Annotated in this window: 16 protein-coding genes and 1 riboswitch; of the genes, 3 read left to right on the forward strand and 13 right to left on the reverse strand. The window is 55.6% G+C overall.

Annotated elements, in window-relative coordinates; all coding sequences use genetic code 11:
- Positions 1–32 precede the first annotated feature (32 nt).
- Positions 33–1,397 (forward strand): neutral/alkaline non-lysosomal ceramidase N-terminal domain-containing protein, encoded by a 1,365-nt coding sequence (locus SH421x_RS20470; RefSeq protein ID WP_488851875.1) that lies wholly within the window; start codon positions 33–35, stop codon positions 1,395–1,397.
- 426 nt (positions 1,398–1,823) lie between these two features.
- Here the strand turns inward: SH421x_RS20470 and truB are convergent, their stop codons facing one another.
- Positions 1,824–2,699 (reverse strand): tRNA pseudouridine(55) synthase TruB, encoded by an 876-nt coding sequence (gene truB / locus SH421x_RS20475; protein ID WP_488851876.1) that lies wholly within the window; start codon positions 2,697–2,699, stop codon positions 1,824–1,826.
- Between the two features lie 105 nt (positions 2,700–2,804).
- Here truB and hemL point away from each other — a divergent pair, with 105 nt between their 5' ends.
- Entirely contained in the window at positions 2,805–4,085 is a 1,281-nt protein-coding gene (gene hemL / locus SH421x_RS20480; RefSeq protein ID WP_488851877.1) for a glutamate-1-semialdehyde 2,1-aminomutase, read from the forward strand.
- A gap of 80 nt (positions 4,086–4,165) precedes the next feature.
- Here the strand turns inward: hemL and SH421x_RS20485 are convergent, their stop codons facing one another.
- From SH421x_RS20485 to SH421x_RS20540, 12 genes are all read right to left on the reverse strand, one after another.
- A complete protein-coding gene (locus tag SH421x_RS20485) occupies positions 4,166–5,176 on the reverse strand; it encodes a tetratricopeptide repeat protein (RefSeq protein WP_488851878.1) in 1,011 nt (336 codons plus the stop codon).
- Positions 5,177–5,399: 223 nt separating this feature from the next.
- Complete coding sequence (locus tag SH421x_RS20490; protein WP_488851879.1) at positions 5,400–5,936, reverse strand: hypothetical protein; 537 nt, start codon at positions 5,934–5,936, stop codon at positions 5,400–5,402.
- A gap of 238 nt (positions 5,937–6,174) precedes the next feature.
- Complete coding sequence (locus SH421x_RS20495; protein ID WP_488851880.1) at positions 6,175–7,137, reverse strand: type II secretion system F family protein; 963 nt, start codon at positions 7,135–7,137, stop codon at positions 6,175–6,177.
- Between the two features lie 7 nt (positions 7,138–7,144).
- Positions 7,145–8,107 carry a type II secretion system F family protein gene (locus SH421x_RS20500; protein ID WP_488851881.1) on the reverse strand — a complete coding sequence of 321 codons (963 nt, stop codon included), beginning with the start codon at positions 8,105–8,107 and terminating at the stop codon, positions 7,145–7,147.
- A 37-nt stretch (positions 8,108–8,144) separates the two neighbouring features.
- On the reverse strand, positions 8,145–9,470 hold the full coding sequence (locus SH421x_RS20505) for a TadA family conjugal transfer-associated ATPase (RefSeq protein WP_488851882.1): 1,326 nt from the start codon (positions 9,468–9,470) through the stop codon (positions 8,145–8,147).
- Positions 9,471–9,723: 253 nt separating this feature from the next.
- On the reverse strand, positions 9,724–10,977 hold the full coding sequence (locus tag SH421x_RS20510) for a response regulator (RefSeq protein WP_488851883.1): 1,254 nt from the start codon (positions 10,975–10,977) through the stop codon (positions 9,724–9,726).
- A 98-nt stretch (positions 10,978–11,075) separates the two neighbouring features.
- Positions 11,076–12,704 (reverse strand): type II and III secretion system protein family protein, encoded by a 1,629-nt coding sequence (locus SH421x_RS20515; RefSeq protein ID WP_488851884.1) that lies wholly within the window; start codon positions 12,702–12,704, stop codon positions 11,076–11,078.
- A gap of 79 nt (positions 12,705–12,783) precedes the next feature.
- Positions 12,784–13,929, reverse strand: a complete 1,146-nt coding sequence (gene cpaB, locus SH421x_RS20520) for a Flp pilus assembly protein CpaB (protein ID WP_488851885.1) — start codon at positions 13,927–13,929, stop codon at positions 12,784–12,786.
- Positions 13,930–14,115: 186 nt separating this feature from the next.
- Entirely contained in the window at positions 14,116–14,562 is a 447-nt protein-coding gene (locus SH421x_RS20525; RefSeq protein WP_488856465.1) for a TadE/TadG family type IV pilus assembly protein, read from the reverse strand.
- Positions 14,563–14,636: 74 nt separating this feature from the next.
- Positions 14,637–15,203 (reverse strand): A24 family peptidase, encoded by a 567-nt coding sequence (locus tag SH421x_RS20530; RefSeq protein WP_488851886.1) that lies wholly within the window; start codon positions 15,201–15,203, stop codon positions 14,637–14,639.
- Between the two features lie 323 nt (positions 15,204–15,526).
- A complete protein-coding gene (locus tag SH421x_RS20535) occupies positions 15,527–15,730 on the reverse strand; it encodes a Flp family type IVb pilin (RefSeq protein ID WP_488851887.1) in 204 nt (67 codons plus the stop codon).
- A gap of 181 nt (positions 15,731–15,911) precedes the next feature.
- Positions 15,912–15,987, reverse strand: a riboswitch (cyclic di-GMP riboswitch).
- Positions 15,988–16,362: 375 nt separating this feature from the next.
- Positions 16,363–17,685, reverse strand: a complete 1,323-nt coding sequence (locus SH421x_RS20540) for an MFS transporter (protein ID WP_488851888.1) — start codon at positions 17,683–17,685, stop codon at positions 16,363–16,365.
- Between the two features lie 300 nt (positions 17,686–17,985).
- Between SH421x_RS20540 and SH421x_RS20545 the strand changes: the two genes are divergently transcribed.
- Complete coding sequence (locus SH421x_RS20545) at positions 17,986–18,450, forward strand: RidA family protein (RefSeq protein ID WP_488851889.1); 465 nt, start codon at positions 17,986–17,988, stop codon at positions 18,448–18,450.
- The last annotated feature ends 106 nt before the right edge of the window (positions 18,451–18,556 follow it).

The raw sequence follows: 18,556 nt of genomic DNA on the forward strand, positions 1-18,556 counted from the left end.
TTTGACTAAACGCTCGAACATTGGAGAAAGATGTGAGAAGTTCTGGGCTCGCGATTATTTTTTTCATCGCCTTGGCCGGCACTGGCAATGCAGCCGAGCAATATTGGAAAGCTGGCTCTGCGAAAGCGATCATCACGCCAGAAACGCCAGTCTGGTTGGCCGGTTACGGAAGCAAACGCGTTCCAAGCGGCAAAATACATGAACTATGGCTCAAGGCGGTTGCTCTGGAGGACCAGAATGGCAATCGAGCCGTGCTGATTACTAGCGATTTTCAGGGAGTGCCAAAAAGCATGAGCGATCGCGTCTTTTCAAAGCTGAAAAGAGATTTTCAGCTTGAGCGATCTCAAGTGATGTTTACGTTTTCGCACAACCACTGCGGCCCTCGTCTAGGCGACGATCTTTACGATTACTATCCGGTGGAAATCGAACAAGAAAGACTGATTGAAGAGTATACCGCCAAGATGGTTGAGCGCACGGTTGAAGTTGTCGGTCAAGCCATTACCAAGCTGAAGCCCGCCGTCCTGAAGACTGGACAAGGAAAAACAACCTTCGCGGTAAATCGGCGGAACAATCGAGAAGTGGACGTCCCCAATTTGATCGCTGAGGGGAAACCCCTGGAAGGCCCGGTTGATCACACCGTTCCAGTGCTTTCGATTTCCAGTCCTGAAGGAAAACTGGAAGTCATTCTTTTTGGCTATGCCTGCCATCCCACGACGCTCAGTTTTACCAAGTGGTGTGGCGATTATCCTGGGTTCGCGCAGCTGAAACTGGAAGAAAATCATCCCGGCGCAATGGCGATGTTCGTCAACACCTGCGGCGGGGACCAGAACCCGCTACCACGTCGCACCGTGGAACTTTGCCAGAAGTATGGTCACTTGCTGGCCGATGCCGTCGAAGAAGCGCTCGAAGGGCCTCTTCAAAACGTATCCAACCAACTAAACGTTGCCTTTGAAATTGTAAACCTTGAATATCGCAAAACCGTAGATCGCGAGGAGCTTCAAGCTGCCGCCCGAAGCGATAGAGATATTCGTAAAAGATGGGCGCTGCGTATGCAGAAGAAGCTTGACGCAGGAGAAGACATGGCGTCCTCCTATCCTTACCCCATACATGCATGGCGCTTGGGAACGGAAATGCTGGTCATCGGCATGGGAGCAGAAACTGTCGTTGACTATTCGCTCAGATTCAAAGTCGAGTACGGACCGAGGACTTGGGTAATGGGGTACGTCGACGATATGGTCGCCTATATTCCATCACGAAGACTTTTGTCCGAGGGAGGCTATGAGGGAGGCGCCAACATTTACGAATACGGCCATCCCGCGACCTCCTGGAATTGGGATGTCGAGAGACAGATTGCGGTGACGGTGCAAAAACTCGTCCAACAAGTGAGGACGGAATAATTGCTGGGCGTGGAAATTCTCCTAGGCTGGCGCGCGACTTTTGAAGTTGCGCTATTCGCCACCAAAAGAATGGAACGCGGATGCCACAGAGGAAGAACGGAAATACGCGGTAATAACGAAGTCGAAAACGTTCACACTAGCCCGCAGCGCCAGCGAGGGAAATCCGCTGGGCGATGCCAACTCGGCCTGAAGTAGCGACCGTTTTCCCTCGCTGGCGCTGCGGGCTAGTGTCCTAGCGGTTCGATATAGCGCAACCTCAAAAAACGCGCGCCCCAGCCTGCAAAAAATACCGCCCCAAGTCCGCGCTGCTCCCTACGCATGAAAGGCATGCTCATGCGGCGAAGACGCCAAAAGAGTATGGCGCCAGGGCCCGGCGTATCTTCATGGCCACGTAAGACCGTGTGGCCATCGCACCATAATCGCACGTTACTCTAGAGTTAGCACAAAATTTTTGACCGGCTTCCAGCTTTGGTCAGCGCGGCGAGTGAGGATCGCGATCAGGCGTCCTTGATCGTCCATCGCCGCTAGTTCAGCGTGCTGGCTATCCATGGTGGGACGAATGCCGCGCGCGTAAAGCATCTCGTTGACTTCGTCTGCGTTGAGTGTGATCTGCGGCAGATGGGCGACGGAGGTTGAAAGGGGTGACAAGTTGGCCGCGACGGTCTCGGTGCTCAGATCATCTAACTGCACGGCATCTTCTAGACGAAAGTCACCGATCGCCGTTCGCTGAAGTCCGGTCATCACCGCGCCGCTGCCGAGTCGTTCGCCGAGATCGCGTCCCAGCGCTCGCATGTAGGTTCCGCCCCCGCACAGCACATCGAGCTCAAAATGGGGAAAATCGAACTTGCGGAGCGTCAGCTCATAGATCGAAATCTCGCGCGGCTCCAGTTCAACAGCGGCGCCTTGGCGGGCCAGATCGTAGGCCCGCTTCCCATCAATTTTGATCGCCGAGAAGGTCGATGGTCGTTGCTGGATCTGACCGACAAACTCAGGCAAGATTGCTGTCAGCTGGTCGGCAGTGATGGTGGGGGCATCCGCAAGCTTGGTGATGATTCCTTCTAGATCCTCGGTATCGCTGGTTTTTCCCAGTTCAAATTGACCAACATACCGTTTGGGCATTTGTTGCACGTACTCGATCAGGCGTGTGCCGCTGCCGACGCAACAAATCAACACGCCGGTCGCCATCGGATCGAGCGTGCCGGCATGCCCTACTTTGGCTGGGCGAACGAATCGATTGACCCGATTGACCGCATCGCGCGAGGTCCAGGTCAGCGGCTTGTGGATGTTGAGAATGCCGTGCATACGTCGTGATTCGGGGGAGAGGCAGTAGCGAAATCAGGCGTTTCGACTATAAAACTAAGAAGTGTTTTGCTATCGCAACAGGCCCCCACCTTAGAAGATTCTCCTATGTCACGCACTCGCAGCCACGAGATTTTCCAGCGCGCTTTACAATTGATGCCCGGCGGCGTGAACAGCCCGGCCCGAGCTTTTGGCGGAGTTGGCGGCGAGCCGCTGGTTTTTGAGCGGGGCGAAGGCGCCTATTTGTTTGACGTCGATGGCAATCGCTACATTGACTACATCGGCTCTTGGGGACCGATGATCCTGGGGCACGGCAACGACCAAGTTCGGGCCGCAATTCATGCGGCGGTCGATCAAGGAACCAGTTTTGGCGCCCCTACCGAGCGAGAAAATACGCTGGCCGAATTGATTATCGAGCTGGTCCCGTCGGTCGAGAAGGTGCGTCTAGTCAATAGCGGCACCGAAGCGACCATGAGTGCGATTCGGGTGGCCCGGGGTTTTACCGGGCGCAACAAGATCATCAAGTTTGCCGGCAACTATCATGGGCATGTCGACAGCTTGCTGGTCGCCGCCGGCAGCGCCGCGGCGACTTTGGGTGTTCCTAATTCTCCCGGTGTGACGCCTGGTACGACTGCCGATACGATCGTGCTCCCCTACAACGATCCGGCTGCGCTAGCCGGCGCATTTGCAAAACATGGGGATGAATTGGCCTGCGTGATCTTTGAGCCGATTGTTGGCAACATGGGGACGGTGATCCCGACGCCGGAGTTTATGGCGGCGATTCGCGATCTCTGCACTCAGCATGGCGCGGTGATGCTGATGGATGAAGTGATGACCGGCTTTCGTGTCGCGATGGGAGGCGCCCAACAGCTGTTTGGGGTGAAGCCTGATCTGACGACCTTGGGCAAGATCGTCGGCGGCGGCTTGCCGATCGCCGCCTATGGTGGACGAGCCGACATCATGAATCACGTTCTGCCGGCCGGCAAAGTCTTTCAAGCAGGAACGCTAAGCGGAAACCCGCTGGCCACGGCCGCCGGAATCGCGACGTTGTCAGTGCTGAAAGCGACGAATCCCTATCCGCGGTTAGAGCAGTTGGGGGATCGTCTGATGACCGGCTTAGCTCAAGCGGCAACTGACGCCGGCATCTCTCACTCGGTCGCGCGAGTCGGCAGCATGGCGACCCTCTTTTTTGGCCCCGGAGCAGTCATTGACTGGGACACGGCTGCGAAAAGCGACACCAAGCGGTACGCTGACTTCTTCTGGGGATTGATTGACCGCGGCGTCTACTTCCCCTGCAGCCAGTTCGAGGCTCTCTTTATCTCGGTGACGCATACTGATGACGATATCGATGCGACCATTGCGGCAGCTCGTGCAACCCTGCAGTCGTAAAACGGAACCGAACAGAGCGACAAGAACGCAACATGCCGACTCAATGGTCGGCATGTTTTTTTACGTCAGTCTAAATGAGCTTACCGACGAATCGGCGTCTGGGACCGCATGTCTTGGTTGAAGTTCAGTTGCGGCGGGTTAGGCGCTGCCGGCAAACGTCGCAAGTTTGGTTGCGATCCGTAAGCGGGCAAGCTGGCGACTTCAGGCTGCGTCCGATCCAGGATCGCCAGCAATTGCCGAGCAGCGTCGAGGCTCTGATCCTTCTCGATCGCCAAATTCAAATGCGTGCGAGCTAATTGAGCATCGCCCCGTTTGTACAACAGATAGCCGAGGTTGTAATGAGCCGCCGCGGCGCCATGCGCGTATTCTAGCTGCGAGAAGGCCTCTTCTAAACGATTTGCATCAACCAACGCGCTGGCCATATTGTTGCGATATCGCTTGTTCTCTGGTTCGATCGACGTTGCTTTAAAGATCGCCGACATCGCTTCATCAAAGCGTTTCAGCTTCAAGTAGCAAAGCCCCAGGTCATTGGTTGCGACTGCGCTTTCTGGATGCGCCGCCACCGCTTTGGCGTAGTACTCTAGCGCCGCCGTCGATTTTCCTTGCCGATCCATCAGTCGGGCGTAGCTAAGCAGTGCGTACAAGTTATCGGGAGCCTCTTCGATCGCCAACAAATATTGCTTTGCTGCTCCGTTGAAGTCCCCCTGCTGTTCGTGCATCCGGCCTGACCCAAGATAGACCGATGCATCCAGATGATCGGGCATTGACGCCAGACTCAACGGATCATCAGCCGGGACATGCTTTGGTTTGATCGTGAACGCGTCTTGAATACTATTGCCGACGCTTTTTAGCGTGGCCGAAAAACCACTCTCGCTGGGCTTGCTGTTCTTCCGCTCTTCGGTCTCTCGAATGTATTCGTCGAGGGTCGTCGATTCGCTCTTATCGCTGGTAAACTGCACCTGCCGCACGTTGTAAGAGGGAAGATTGTCAAGCAATCCCCCTTTCTTTTCTTCTGCAGTTAACGGCGATGTCCAGACGGCGCCGACCAGCGCAATCGATGCGAGACCTGCACGCAGCGGATGAGAATTCATAATGGTCTTGTTCAGGGCCACGCGACACCTCCGTGCGAACGCGCTTGTGGGCTGCTAGCACCAGCCGCACTAATAATCGGAATAACTCGCCCGTTTTGTTTTCGACGCAAGCCGCCATCGCTCTGCACCGAAAATGCGTCGCGGCGGCAACCTAGCACGATTACGACGATGTTTTCTCGAAAGCGGCGCCCTGCTGGCGCCGCTACCGTGATGCTTCCGACGATTAAGGAGACGTCGACTGCTGTTGCGGCAATCGCGGAGCGGGGATCGAGCTTCGTTCGGCGCGATAGATGTCGTCGATAAAGTCGGCGGGGCGGCCGTAAGGCTCTGATCCCGTTTCGTACAGTTCCAGCGGCACGTCGGGGCCCACCATGCGGACCATCGCGGCATGTGCTGAAGCCAGCCGAGCTTGGGTCACCGCTTGCAGCAAACCACGTTTCACAAAGACGGCGCGGCGGTCCGGCAAGCCTTCGAGGATCTGGCGAATTTTCATTTCGCCGCCGCGGGTGATCTCGTTGGTCTCATTGTCAAAATGATTGTCACCCAGCGTGTTCTGCAGGCGAATGCCATTGGCCGTCATTTGCGACAGATAGTTCCGCGTCGCTTGTCGGTCATAGGTGAGAAACGGTTCTGGCCAGCATTTGTTTCGCGCGTAGTCAATCTTAGAGCGTTCCCAGAATTCGTGCCAACCGGCGTCGCACGTTCCCGCCATGACAAAAGCAGCGGCGATTGCAAGCGCGATTCCCTGACCTCGATTCATCCCTCTATCTCCTCAGATGGGGCTAGTCCAACTAGCTCGGTAGTTCTTTTCGCGCAATCGCGATCTGCCCGTTGGCCCGGTGCTTATTGGGCTTATCGGACAATCACGCGCAGCGCAGCCAATCGGAGCCCTCGAGCCGGTACAGTTTCACATTTCTGTACCTCTCGCAAACGAAAAAAAACCTGGCTGCATGGGATACAGCCAGGTTCAGTTAGGTAAGATTTGCCGTTTACGTCGACTAGCTGTTGGCCGCCATCATCGGCAACATTTCGCGAATCACGGTGATCGCCGCCGGTCCGACCAACACCACAAAGATGCCGGGAAAAATAAAGAAGACCAGCGGAAAGATCATTTTCACGGCCGTTTTGGCCGCTTTTTCTTCAGCAATTTGCCGGCGGCGCGTCCGCATCGAATCGCTTTGCACACGTAAGGCTTGGGAGATGCTAGATCCAAATTTGTCAGCTTGAATCAAGATCGCCGCCAGCGAACGCAAGTCGTCGACGCCGGTACGACTACCGAGTTCGTGCAACACGTCGCTACGTCCTCGCCCGACTTGCAATTGAAAGTTGCAAAGTCCAAATTCTTCGGCAATCACGCGATAGGTCTTTTTCATTTCTTCCGAAACGCGCCGCATCGCCTGATCAAGACCGAGACCTGCTTCGACGCAAACGACCATCAAGTCAAGCGCGTCCGGCAAGCCGAGGAAGATCTGTTCTTTCCGCTTTTTGCCCAGATACCACAGCCCGATCGAAGGAATATAAAACGAGATCCCGGCGATCGCAATTCCTTTGAACAGGTCGCTTTGATTGTAGTTGCCAAGCAGCAAGATCAAGCCGCCGCCGGCGATCAAGCCGATCAGCAGCGAAGCGAACTTCAATCCCAAAAAAATATTGGGCGCCGATTCACTGCGGAAACCGGCGTGCGTCAGACGTTCTTTCAACGCGTTGGCGTCTTTTGCGTTTTTCGGTTGCAGCGGCGCCGCAAACGCAGGCGTCGCTTTCTCTAACACGCGCGAAACCGTGTTGCCGGCGCGGTCTTCACGCCCCTTTTTGCCCATTGGATCTTTGAAGTCGTCGAGCCGGTCCTCCGCTCGTGTGGCGGTGGGGGACATCGAGTCAATCATCCACCAGATGCCGGCTGCAAACAGCCCGAATACGGCGAGCGGCACCAGGATCGACCAGTTGAGAAATGATAAGTCCATGGTTGGATTACACCTTGATATCGATGATTTTTTGGATGACCCACGCTCCGATGATCTGCATGACGATCGCGACGGCCAGCATTTTGTTTCCCAACGGGTCGGTAAACAATGTCATCACGTAGCCTGGATTGAGACGCCAGAGCGCCACAAATAAGGCCGGAGGAAGTCCTAACAGCACGATGCCAGAGATCCGACCTTCGCCGGTCAACGCCTGAATCGTGCCGAACAGTTCAAGTCGTTGACGAACTAACCGGCCAATCTTATCGAGAATTTCGGCCAAGTCGCCGCCGGTCTGACGCTGCAAAATGATCGCGGTGCCAAAGAACTTGAGATCCAAGTTCGGAACCCGTTCCGTCATGTCAGTAATCGCGTCTTCTAGCGAAACGCCCAGGTTTTGCGCTTCAAAGACTTTCGAGAACTCACGTCCTATCGGGTCATCCATCTCTTCGCTCACCAAGCGAAAACCAGCGCCCAAGCTATGACCAGCGCGCAGCGCACGAGAGATCAGCTCCAAGGCGTCCGGCAACTGCTTGCCAAACTTGCTGAGGCGGGCCTTGCGTTTAAAACGAACGATCGCAAGCGGAATCACGCCCAGAGCACAGGCAGTAAACGGCGCAACATAAAATGGCATTTGCAACGCGATCGGCAAGATCCCGCCGGCAGCCGCGAGACCGCCCGAGATCAACACCAGATTGGCGACGCTCATCGTCATGTCGGCTTGATCAAGGAACAGCCGCAAGTTGAAATATTGCAGGACATACGCTTCAATCGCGTTGCCTTCGTCCTGAAAACCAGAGAGCAAGCCAGCGGCCGGATCGGCGTCTTTGCCGCGCGGCTGGCCTGCTCCGGTCAGAACGTCAAGTCGCATCTCGGCATCTTCGCTGCCGGTGTTGCGGAAGCTCAGAGCGACACCGCCAATCAAAGCAGCGATGCCTGCGAAAACGACGATAGGGATTAGAATCGACAGCATGGGGCAGTACCTCTTGTGACGTCTACCAGAAACGGGACTAGTCGACCAACATCACGCGTTGTCGGAACGCGCTGGCCGGCAGCCGAACGCCTGCCGATTCAAGTCTCGACATGAAATTCGGCCGGACGCCGGTCGCTTCAAACTGGCCTCGCGCTCGCCCTGTCTCATCAATTCCTGTTTTGTTGTATCGATACACGTCTTGCATCACGACGGTGTCTTGCTCCATCCCGATCACTTCGGTGATGTGCGTCACGCGGCGCGATCCCCCTTGCATGCGATTAGCCTGAATGATCAAGTCGACCGCACTCGCGATCTGCTGACGCATCGCTTTGATCGGTAATTCAAAGCCGGCCATCGAGATCAAGGTCTCGACACGCGCGATCGCGTCACGGGGAGTATTTGCGTGGATGGTGGTCATCGAACCTTCGTGACCCGTGTTCATCGCTTGCAGCATGTCGAGCGTTTCGCCGCCACGACACTCGCCGATGATGATTCGTTCAGGCCGCATACGCAGCGCATTGCGGACGAGGTCGGTCGCCGTGACGGCGCCCTTCCCTTCGACGTTTGAGGGCCGCGTTTCTAGCCGCACGACGTGATCCTGCTGCAATTGCAGTTCCGCCGCGTCTTCGATCGTCACAATTCGTTCTGACGCCGAAATGAAGCTTGACAGCGTATTAAGCAACGTCGTTTTGCCAGAACCGGTGCCGCCGGCGATGATGATGTTTAAGCGGGCTTTGATCGCCCCTTCCAACAGCATCACCATCTCGGGAGTAAACGCTTTGTAGTTGAGCAGGTCTTCCAGTTTCAGCGGATTCGAGCCGAAGCGGCGAATCGACACGGCGGCGCCATCCAGCGCCAGCGGAGGAATGATTGCGTTAAATCGCGACCCGTCCGGCAGACGAGCGTCAACCATCGGGCAGGTTTCATCGACGCGACGACCAACGCGCGAAACGATGCGGTCAATGATTTGCAGTAGGTGATTATTGTCGCGAAAGGTAACCGGACTTTTCTCAAGCCGTCCATTCTTTTCGCAATAGATCTGCTTCGGTCCGTTGATCAAAATATCACTGATCGCTTGATCCTTTAGTAGCAGTTCAAGCGGTCCCAGGCCGAAGGTTTCGTCTAGAACCTCTTCGATCAAGCGTTCACGTTCGTTGCGATTAAGCAGCGTTTCTTCGGTATCGCACAGATGCTCGACAACGAGACGGATCTCGCGGCGCAATACTTCGCCTTCGAGCTCGCCTACCTTGGAGAGATCCAGCTTGTCGACTAGCTTGCCATGAATGCGACGCTTCAGGTTTTCGAATTCGGCCTGCTTCGCGTCTCCGCTCTTCGCTTCTGAGCTCAATGATCGTACGGACATATTCAGTTCTCCGCGTCGGCTTCATGCGACGCTCTTTGCTGATGTTCAAGAAATCGAGCGCATACCGTCAGGGGCGACGGTCACTGGACCTCGTGCAAAACATACGTCATACGATTGACAATGTCAGAAGAATTTCGGCGACCCTGCCCAGAAATCGGGTCGCAGCGATTATGCCGCGGGAAGAATCGTAGGAGCCCTGACTAAAAAGGAGATTGGGTCTCCTAGATCGTATCTGGCTCTCCGGAGACCGCTGCTACTTTGAGGCGGTCTCTTCACCGCTTTCGGCGGCGGATGCCGAGTCAGAGTTCTTTCCACCGAGAAAGCCGAACCATCGGCTAAGGCCTGCTTTGCTGCCGGTCGCACTGCTCTTTTTGTTTTCGCCTGACAACACATCCGCCAGCGCAGCCATCGCTTGCGTAATGCCGGCCTTAGGAGCTTGCTCGATCAGCGGCACGCCGTTGTTGCGCACTTCGACCATCACGCGATAATCATTGGGGATCTGCCAAAAGATCTCGCTCCCGATCGTTTCTTGCGCCTTCTTCAAGCTAATCTGGCCCGAGTCAAGCCCGACGCGATTCACCACAATCCGCGTCTTCTCTTTCAGGCCATCCGTTTCGGAGAAAGACATCATCAAACGCACGACGTTCCGCAGACAAGGAAGATCCAGTTGGATCACCATCAAGTTGTCATGCGCTTCGCGCATCGCGACAAAGTCGAGCGGACGAAAACCTTTCGACAAATCGATAATCAAATGCGTGAAAGTCGCTTTTAACAGGCCGATCACGCGCGTGAAGTCGCTGGGACTGATCAGCGAATCATCGTGCAATTGGACCGGTCGCGGCAACAAATAGAGCCCTGACGAATGTTTAGTAAGCGATCGCTTTAGCAGGTTAAAGTCAAGCCGTTGGATGTTTTGTGCAACGTCGACCAACGTATAGTCCGGGATCGTGTCGAGAAACACATCCGCATCGCCGAGCGCCAGATCGAGATCGATCAAAACAACATTGTTCTTCTCATTGGCGGCCAACAAACAGCCAAGATTGACAGCCAAGCTGGTAGCGCCAACGCCGCCGGTCGCTCCTCCCACCGTAATCACGCGGCAACCGCGTGATCGTGACTCTCCTTTGCCAAACCGGTGACTACTGATGCGCTCTAGCGCAGCCATCAAGTCTTCAAGCACCACAGGATGCGTCAGAAACTCTTTGGCGCCGGCTCGCATCGCCCGCAAGATCAGGTTGCCATCGGTGGATGCGCTGACGACCAAAATACTGCACTCTGGATTCGCTTCGTGCAGTTCTTCGATCAGCGCCAACCCTTTTTCGGGGCTTGCGTCCAACGAGACGATGCCGATATCGGGATTGGTTTGCCCGACAACGTCTGCAAAGAACTCGTATCGAGAGCATTCAGCTTCAAGCCAAATCACTTCCATGCCGAGCAAGGTCGACTTCAGTTTTTCGCGCGTCGAGTCGGTTGGATCTACCAGTGCGACTCGCAATACGTTGTTCATGGCCGCCATAATTCTTTCGGCATCGTCATGCGATTGGACAGACGGATCTAGGCAAGGTGCAAGTTAAGGAAGTGTAGTACGCAAATTGCGCGGGGCTACTAAAATCTTAACGAGTCATACCCCACCGGCCCGATCAGCGCTGGTTCTGCTTGGGTCGGTTGCACCGGACCTGAGGCTTCCACCCTCGCGGCCTGACGCGGTTCGGAAGGAGTAATCCGAACCGGACCCGACGGCGCCTGGGGCTGCACCGGCTGCTGTCTTGGGATCGATTGTCCCGCTTGGCCAGGCTCGACCATTTCGATTACCGGAGGACCAGGAGCAATGTTTTCGCCGTCATACGGTCCAATCATCCCTGGTTCGCCCATGTAGGCGGCTCCCCCCGGCGGGCAAGCAGGCACTTCGACATAGCCGCGCGTGTACAGTTCGCAATCGGAGGTGATTCCCGTGTTAGAGCCGGGGTATTCGCACGGGACTTCTTCCGGATCCATTGCTCCCACCAATTCAGGCGTCACAATGATCAACAGTTCGACTTCGTTGCGCGAATCGGTATTCTTCCGAAATGCGGCGCCTAGCCAAGGAAGATCCGCCAAAAACGGGACGCCACGGGTTTCTGTACTAATCTTTTCTTCAATCAAACCCGCTAGTGCAAATGTTTGCCCAGACTTCATTTCAACAGCAGTATCCACCCAACGAGTTCGGAAACCGGGCGTTCCGTTGACAGCCAAACTAGGGTCAACCGCACTTACTCGGGGACGAACCTCGAGCCGTAGATAGCCGTTCCCTAGAACAATGGGAACGAAATCGACGCGCGTACCAAATTCCTTGAACTCGATCGAAGTGGTCCCCAGACCGGATGCGATCGGAACCGGCAATTCTCCACCAGAATTGAAACTTGCTGGACGTCCGCTGATCGTCACCAACGTCGGCTCGGCTGACAACTTGGCGACGTTGTTTTGTCGCAATGCATCGATAAAGCCAAAGAAAGAGGCTTCCGATCCTAGGACCCCGAACTGTACCGTTTGTCCCGCAGTTTCGAGCGCCTCCCCAGCGACAATCTCGGCCGGCCCCAAAATCCCTGCTGCCGTAGAACTCACAAAATAGTCCGATCCAATGGTCGCCCAGTCGATGCCCAATCGGCGCAGTTTGGTTCGCGAGACTTCGTAGACTTTGACCTTCAGCATGACTTGCTGAACGCCGCCAACGCTGATGTTGTTGATGACTTTGGGATAATAGTCTTCGGCCATCTGGATGATTCGGCTAACCGCTTCGGGTCGATCGACATAGCCTGACAACACCACGCTGCTGGCCAGCGGACGGACCTTGATCGCTGAGTTGGGAAACTCCGTTTCCAACAACAGTTGCAGTTCACGCCCGTCGCCGATCACGATGATGTCGATTGTATGGATCGCCCCCTCTTCGTTCCACAGATTGACCTGGGTCACGCCCGGCTTAAGAGCCGAGACCTGGATCTTGTTAGGCGAAAGCGGAGTCAAACGCAACAAGTCAGGGTTGTTGACCTGCGCCTTGGGGATCTTCGCATCCAACGTGAAGATGCGACTGGAGTTCACCATCATCTCCAAGCGCTGGTTGGGCGCATCAACCTGAAAGTGAACGTTGGGCACGGCGCCCATATCTTGGGCGTTTGCGGCTGGGATCGCGGTTGCAATCAGCAAACACGCGACTCCGTAGCGATACAAGAACCCCAAAGGGCGGCGAAAAGTTATCATCCGTGAACATCCTTGCGTATTGGGCGCGAGTCCAGTCCGTGTCCTCGCGTACCCGAATCGAATTCCGTTTTTTTTCTACTTAATCATCCAGGCCCAGGGGCGCCGCTTGGTCTTGCGACGCATCATCTTGTTGCAGTGCGTCGCCGCCCTGCGTAGCATCAGACATCGGTGTTCCCGAGGATAAGCCATCTCCGTTAGGAGCAAAGCCCGGTCCTTGCGGTAGAGATCCCAATCCTTGCATTGGAATCGAAACCGGAGCCGCAATGGGAGTAGTCGCCGCGCCAGGCGCGACTTCCAACGGCAGCTTTCCCTCTTCTCCAAACTCAAAGCGACGCACGCCATTGGGATCAAGCAGATCCATCGTCCACTGCGGGCCAGTTTCAACCGGCAGTTCGGCAGGCTTGTTACTGCCGCCATAATTTTGGAGGAATCCCAGGAACCCGCCGTTGTCCGGCTTCGCGGCGGCGATTGGCTTCTTTTTCTGCTTGGGATCGGCATCTTCGTCGATGCCCATCAGTTCTTCCACCGTCGCATCATCCGTATCGTCTTCAAGCGTGTCATCATTCGGCGGACGAAGCGACAAGCTCAAACTTCCTAGTTGGCTCGCTAGCATCAGGATTTCGACCTGGCTCGGTTTCACCAGCAGCGACACCGTCTTGGCCGTGATCGTGTTCCCTTCCGAGTCCGTCTCGCGATGCGTTTGCTCATTCACCGCAAACACCCGCACGTTTTTCAAAATCGTGCGGGTCAATGTCTTGCTGATATTGCCCGAGCTGCGCAGGTACACCAGCACGTCAACGCGGTCGCCTGGCAAAATCAAACCTGAAGCCGAGGTTTCGGCCGTAACGCGAACCGAGTGCACGCGAAAGCCATTCGGAATCATCTTCGAGGCGCCTTTGTCCTCGTTCGATCCAAACAGCTTCCGTTCCAGAATCGGCTCACCAGCATACAACCGAACGCGCGGGCGACGGTCTTGAAGCTCTTCCAGCTTGGTCACCGCTCCCTCAGGCACTTTGTCCTTGGGCCATGGCTCCAGCTTGATCAGTTCGGGGGCAAGTTGTTCGTTGATGTCAATATCTTCAATCGCGACAAAGATGTTTTGCATCTCCATCTGGGGCGCTACGCTCTGCTGCTGCTTGTTTTCGAGCACCTGACTGATGCCGATCGAAGCTACTAAGCCGCAGCCGAGCGCGAATACGATTAAAATAAGTGATTTGGGACGCATGAATGTTTCCTTAGTTTGCTAGCATCCGTGCCGTCATAATCGAGCTAGCAATGCGCGCCTGGCCATAGCGCAAAATAGTTAATTTCTTCATCGGCGTACTTGCGACGCGAAGCCAACCCACGCTGTCGCACCGTTACAACCGATGTAGTCGATTCCACTGGCGCACACGTCGCCAACTAGATTCGTTTATTTGATTCCTTCACGACGCATCACCGTCTTCGCTTCGAGTGTCGTCCCTCCCAGATACATCGGGGAAGGCATCCAACTGACATCGCTAAACGGCACGCTAATCGTGACCCCGACTGGATCGCCGTTGGCCGCGCTGCCCGGCGGATCTGGCGTAACACGGATTTCTAAGTTCGCACCGCTCACCGAAGCTTGTTCGAGAAATTCTTCGACCGCAGCCACCACCTGACCGGTGGTCGCCCCATCGAGAACCGCACGGCGAGCTCCTTCACGCGACGCGTTTGTGATCACCTGCTGAACCATCACCATCCGGCCGTATTCGATCATGCCGAACACCAGCAGGAAAAACAGCGGAGCCACGATAGCAAACTCGACGACCGCAGCTCCTGTTCGTTTTGATCGGTACAATCGACAAGGTCGATGTAACCTGAACTTCGGCGGCGTCAAACTCGACCCAGCTTCACACTGCGTCCAAAGTTCGCTATTTACCTCGGCTTCCGCTGCGACGGTTCTTGTGGGGGTCATACCAGCATTCCCATCCAAATGAAGTAAGCGATCGATCCGATTGCGATCGGGATGCCGTAGGGAAGCAACATCATGGTCGGCTTCCGCTCGGCCGCGATCGCCGAAAGTTGATTCGGGTCACGGATCGTCAGAATTTCGTTCAAAATCATCCAGGCCTGGTTCGAGTGCTTTTCCCAAGCGCCCCGGAACAAGACCATGCCGATCGCCAGCACCGCGCCAACGACAGCCGAAACGCAGAAAGCGTAGAAAGTAGTCGTGCCGTACATCCAAGCACCAACACCCGCTAGCAGTTTCACGTCGCCAGCACCCATGCCGCCAATCGCATAGGCCGGCAACAACAGCGCCAACCCAACGATGGTCCCTAGCATGCTCCAGCCCAGACCTTCCCAACCGAAGGCCAGCGTGCTGTAAGTCCAGCCGGCGATAATGAACGGAAACGTAATCCAGTTCGGCACCTTCAACTGATAGCCGTCAATCACGGCCGCAACAATCAGCGTCACGGTCACTACCCAAACCTGCCAGTTTTCCGCCATCGAGACGCCTAAGTCACTTACATACTGCATGTTTCTCTCCTGGTAGCTCTTCGCCGAGATCAAGCCTCGGGCATTGCATGAATCGTTGACATCCGCGCAAACTGCGCGAAATTATCAGAAAACCTAGCATGCGCCGGACGTGACGACGGACGATGCGACCGATTTCTGCGACTTTTCATGACGGCGGCGAGCCGGGCTCCCGCGTCACTGCCATCCCCTTCGCTGCACACAGCGGGCGCAGCGAAAAAAAGCCCGCTTTGACGTCGACCAGCCGAGGACGTCAAACGGGCTTCTTCTAAAAAACGCGAAGAGCGTGCGACGTGTTTCGCACGCTCTGCTGGGCGTCGACTCGACTACGGCGAGGCGCCGCCGGTGGTGTTGGCGGTCGACATGTCATTGCCGATCTTGGTGAACGTAGCGTTCGCCTGCGTACCGATGGCCTGAATGGCCGTCAAACATACGATGACGATGAGGGCCAACATCACGGCGTACTCAACCGCGGTGGGACCATCTTCCGATACCAAGAAGTTCTGAATCTTTTGAGCGAGATCGTTCATGAGAAATCTCCACAAGTGCCTAAAGCGGCATTTAACAAGGATGCGATCTTGATTCTCAGCTGCGACGTTGTCTCCGACGTCAGCCTGCAAATTGCAACCGAAAATCAACCTACGACGAAATTCGCCAAGTCTCTCTCGCCTCCGAGGTTCATACACGCTGCGATTGCTCGCGAGCGCACCCTTCGGCAGCCCGGCTTCCACTTGCGTGGCCCTTGGCTTTGCGTCCCGACCTCACGATCGGTTTGCCTTTTTCGAGGACGTCTGGCAGCAGGCCATCCTCTGCTTCACCGAATTAACGAGTTTTTGAACTGCTCGCAGAATTCCGGATAAAACAGAAAATGACGGCGACGTTCTGTCACCAAACAAGGTTTCGCGACTCGCTACTCCCCTGTTCACGTGAAACTTAGGTCGGATCCCTACCGAGTCAAATCTGCGGCTTTAGAAAATCTGGAGAAATTCCCCCAAGTTTTCCAAATCGGCCGTTTTGAGGCCGTTTTCTGGGGAAAACAAGCAGGAAATGGAATTAACCAGTACGCACGAAGCGCAAAAAAGGGGCTCATCAGACTTGATGAGCCCCTGAAATTGCACTTTTGCTGGTCTCTATAACTGTTACCAGCAGCGAGAAGACTGCTTTAGTGGGCGCTCGGCGTCGAAGCATCTTCGTCCGCCACTTTGTCGTGAAACAGCAAGCCAAACAAGATCATTACAATGCCGGCGAAGATACAAGGAACCAGCCAGATCATTCCCCAGTCCATCATCTGCACCGCTTGACCACCCAACTGGCCCGCTTTTTCTCGCAGCTCGGCCGCGGCCGCCAGATCGGTCATCCCGTAGGCCTGAACGGTCAGCTTCTGGGCTTCGGCCTGCAGCGCTTGCGCCTCAGGCGGCGTATACATCGCGGCAATATAACCAACTAACTTGGCCCCAATCCCCAAACCCAGTCCCTGCGTCACAAACACCAGAAAACCCTGTGCTTGACCGCGCAACTCCTTAGAACACTTTTTATCGGTATAGATAAACCCGGTCACAAAGAAGAAGTCATAGCAAATGCCGTGCAGCACGATGCCGGCCAGGACCAACATCCACATGTTGCCGTCATCTGCGGCAGAAAACAGACCATATCGCACCACCCAGGCCAACATGCCGACAAACAACATCCACTTCACTCCCAATCGAGCAAAGAAGACCGGGATCAGCAGCATAAAGATGATTTCAGAAACCTGACCAATCGACATCCATGCTCCCGGACTGGTGAAACCCACTTTGCCGACAAACACCGGAGCGTAGGCGTAGTAAGCAGCCAACGGAATACAGATTAAAAACGAGCTAACGATAAACACGGCGAACGAACGTTCTTTCATCAGCGCCAGCGCGTCGACCCCCATGATCTCGCGGAAGGTCGCCTTCTTCCCTGCCGAAGGGGGCGGAGTATGCGGCAACGCAAAGCTAAACAGGCCCAGCGCCAGTCCCGCAGCACCAGTTACATAAAACTGAATCTCCGACGTGTCCGCCTTAAACAATTTGCTCACCACCAGATTCGCAGCGATCCAACCAATCGTCCCAAACACGCGAATCACCGGAAACTGCTTCTCTTGATTTTCGATGTTATGAAACGCCAGCGTATTGGTCAGCCCTAACGTCGGCATGTAACAAAGCATGTGCAGCAGCAACACAATAATGAACAGCGTAGGACTGACCCCTGCGGCGAACGGGGCGGCGAACATCGTGATTCCACCCAACAGATGCAGCGTGCCCAGCACTTTTTCGGTCGCAAAATAGCGATCCGCGACAAACCCCAAGAAGAAGGGAGAAATGATCGCCGCGATCGGACCAACGGTGTACGCCCAGGGAACTTCGTCAAACATTCCTCGCGCATACATATAGTTGCCGACCGTGACGTACCAAGCGCCCCAGATGAAAAACTGGAGAAACATCATCACCGAGAGGCTGAACATGGCTGGCATCGCGGGCCCTTTTCTACTGGGAATAAAGTCGTCACGCGTCGATTCTTGAATCGCGAGAAGGTCGCATTCTAGCCTGCGCAGCTATCAGCGTGAAGATTCGCCGCTTCTCCGCGGCTTGATTTTCTGCTGAAAACAGCCCTGCTTTCGCCTCACACCTCGACTGGCGCAAATAGCCGCCCAGCTTGGGCAAAGCGTGCGCTGGTGGCCCGTTTCTGGCTGGCGCCGCCGGTGTTATACTCCCGCTAACGTTTGGACCCTATTTCGAACTAGCACGAACGAGACCCAAAGCCGATGAGCGCTGAAGCCAAAATCACCGAACTGAAACTGGAACTCCCCACCGCGCCAAAACCGATGGGCGTCTACAAGCCGGTCCTGATTCACAACGGCTTGGCCTACATCTCGGGTCATGGCCCCCTGAAATCGGATGGTTCCCTCTCGACCGGCAAAGTTGGGAAAAGCGTCGATCAACAAGCAGGCTACGACGCCGCGCGTCAAACCGGACTGGCGATGCTGTCAACGCTGCAGGCGCACCTCGGCAGCTTGGACAAAGTCAAACGTCTGATCAAAACGTTCGGCATGGTCAACGCCGTCGATGACTTCACCGCGCACCCGGCCGTGATCAACGGGTTCAGCGATCTCATGGCCGAAGTCTTCGGCCCCGACAACGGCGTCGCCGCCCGCAGCGCCATCGGAGTCAGCGGACTGCCCGGCGACATCATCGTCGAAGTCGAAGCCGTCTTCGAAGTTGAAGAGTAACTCATTCGCACTTCGAACCAACGCGGCCCGGCCAATCTGGCCAGGCCTGCATCCAAGTAGCGTCCGCTGTGCGTACAGACCGCACACATAGAGAACACCCGTTCGG

The sequence above is a fragment of the Blastopirellula sp. SH421 genome (assembly GCF_057808535.1).

What these genes read in the sequence shown, in the direction of transcription:
- SH421x_RS20515 (WP_488851884.1), bottom strand. Translation starts at nt 12,704, where the DNA reads ATGATAACTTTTCGCCGCCCTTTGGGGTTCTTGTATCGCTACGGAGTC.
- SH421x_RS20530 (WP_488851886.1), bottom strand. Translation starts at nt 15,203, where the DNA reads ATGCAGTATGTAAGTGACTTAGGCGTCTCGATGGCGGAAAACTGGCAG.
- cpaB (WP_488851885.1), bottom strand. Translation starts at nt 13,929, where the DNA reads ATGCGTCCCAAATCACTTATTTTAATCGTATTCGCGCTCGGCTGCGGC.
- SH421x_RS20485 (WP_488851878.1), bottom strand. Translation starts at nt 5,176, where the DNA reads ATGAATTCTCATCCGCTGCGTGCAGGTCTCGCATCGATTGCGCTGGTC.
- SH421x_RS20490 (WP_488851879.1), bottom strand. Translation starts at nt 5,936, where the DNA reads ATGAATCGAGGTCAGGGAATCGCGCTTGCAATCGCCGCTGCTTTTGTC.
- SH421x_RS20540 (WP_488851888.1), bottom strand. Translation starts at nt 17,685, where the DNA reads ATGTTCAGCCTCTCGGTGATGATGTTTCTCCAGTTTTTCATCTGGGGC.
- hemL (WP_488851877.1), top strand. Translation starts at nt 2,805, where the DNA reads ATGTCACGCACTCGCAGCCACGAGATTTTCCAGCGCGCTTTACAATTG.
- SH421x_RS20510 (WP_488851883.1), bottom strand. Translation starts at nt 10,977, where the DNA reads ATGAACAACGTATTGCGAGTCGCACTGGTAGATCCAACCGACTCGACG.
- SH421x_RS20500 (WP_488851881.1), bottom strand. Translation starts at nt 8,107, where the DNA reads ATGCTGTCGATTCTAATCCCTATCGTCGTTTTCGCAGGCATCGCTGCT.
- SH421x_RS20535 (WP_488851887.1), bottom strand. Translation starts at nt 15,730, where the DNA reads ATGAACGATCTCGCTCAAAAGATTCAGAACTTCTTGGTATCGGAAGAT.
- SH421x_RS20545 (WP_488851889.1), top strand. Translation starts at nt 17,986, where the DNA reads ATGAGCGCTGAAGCCAAAATCACCGAACTGAAACTGGAACTCCCCACC.
- SH421x_RS20505 (WP_488851882.1), bottom strand. Translation starts at nt 9,470, where the DNA reads ATGTCCGTACGATCATTGAGCTCAGAAGCGAAGAGCGGAGACGCGAAG.
- truB (WP_488851876.1), bottom strand. Translation starts at nt 2,699, where the DNA reads ATGCACGGCATTCTCAACATCCACAAGCCGCTGACCTGGACCTCGCGC.
- SH421x_RS20495 (WP_488851880.1), bottom strand. Translation starts at nt 7,137, where the DNA reads ATGGACTTATCATTTCTCAACTGGTCGATCCTGGTGCCGCTCGCCGTA.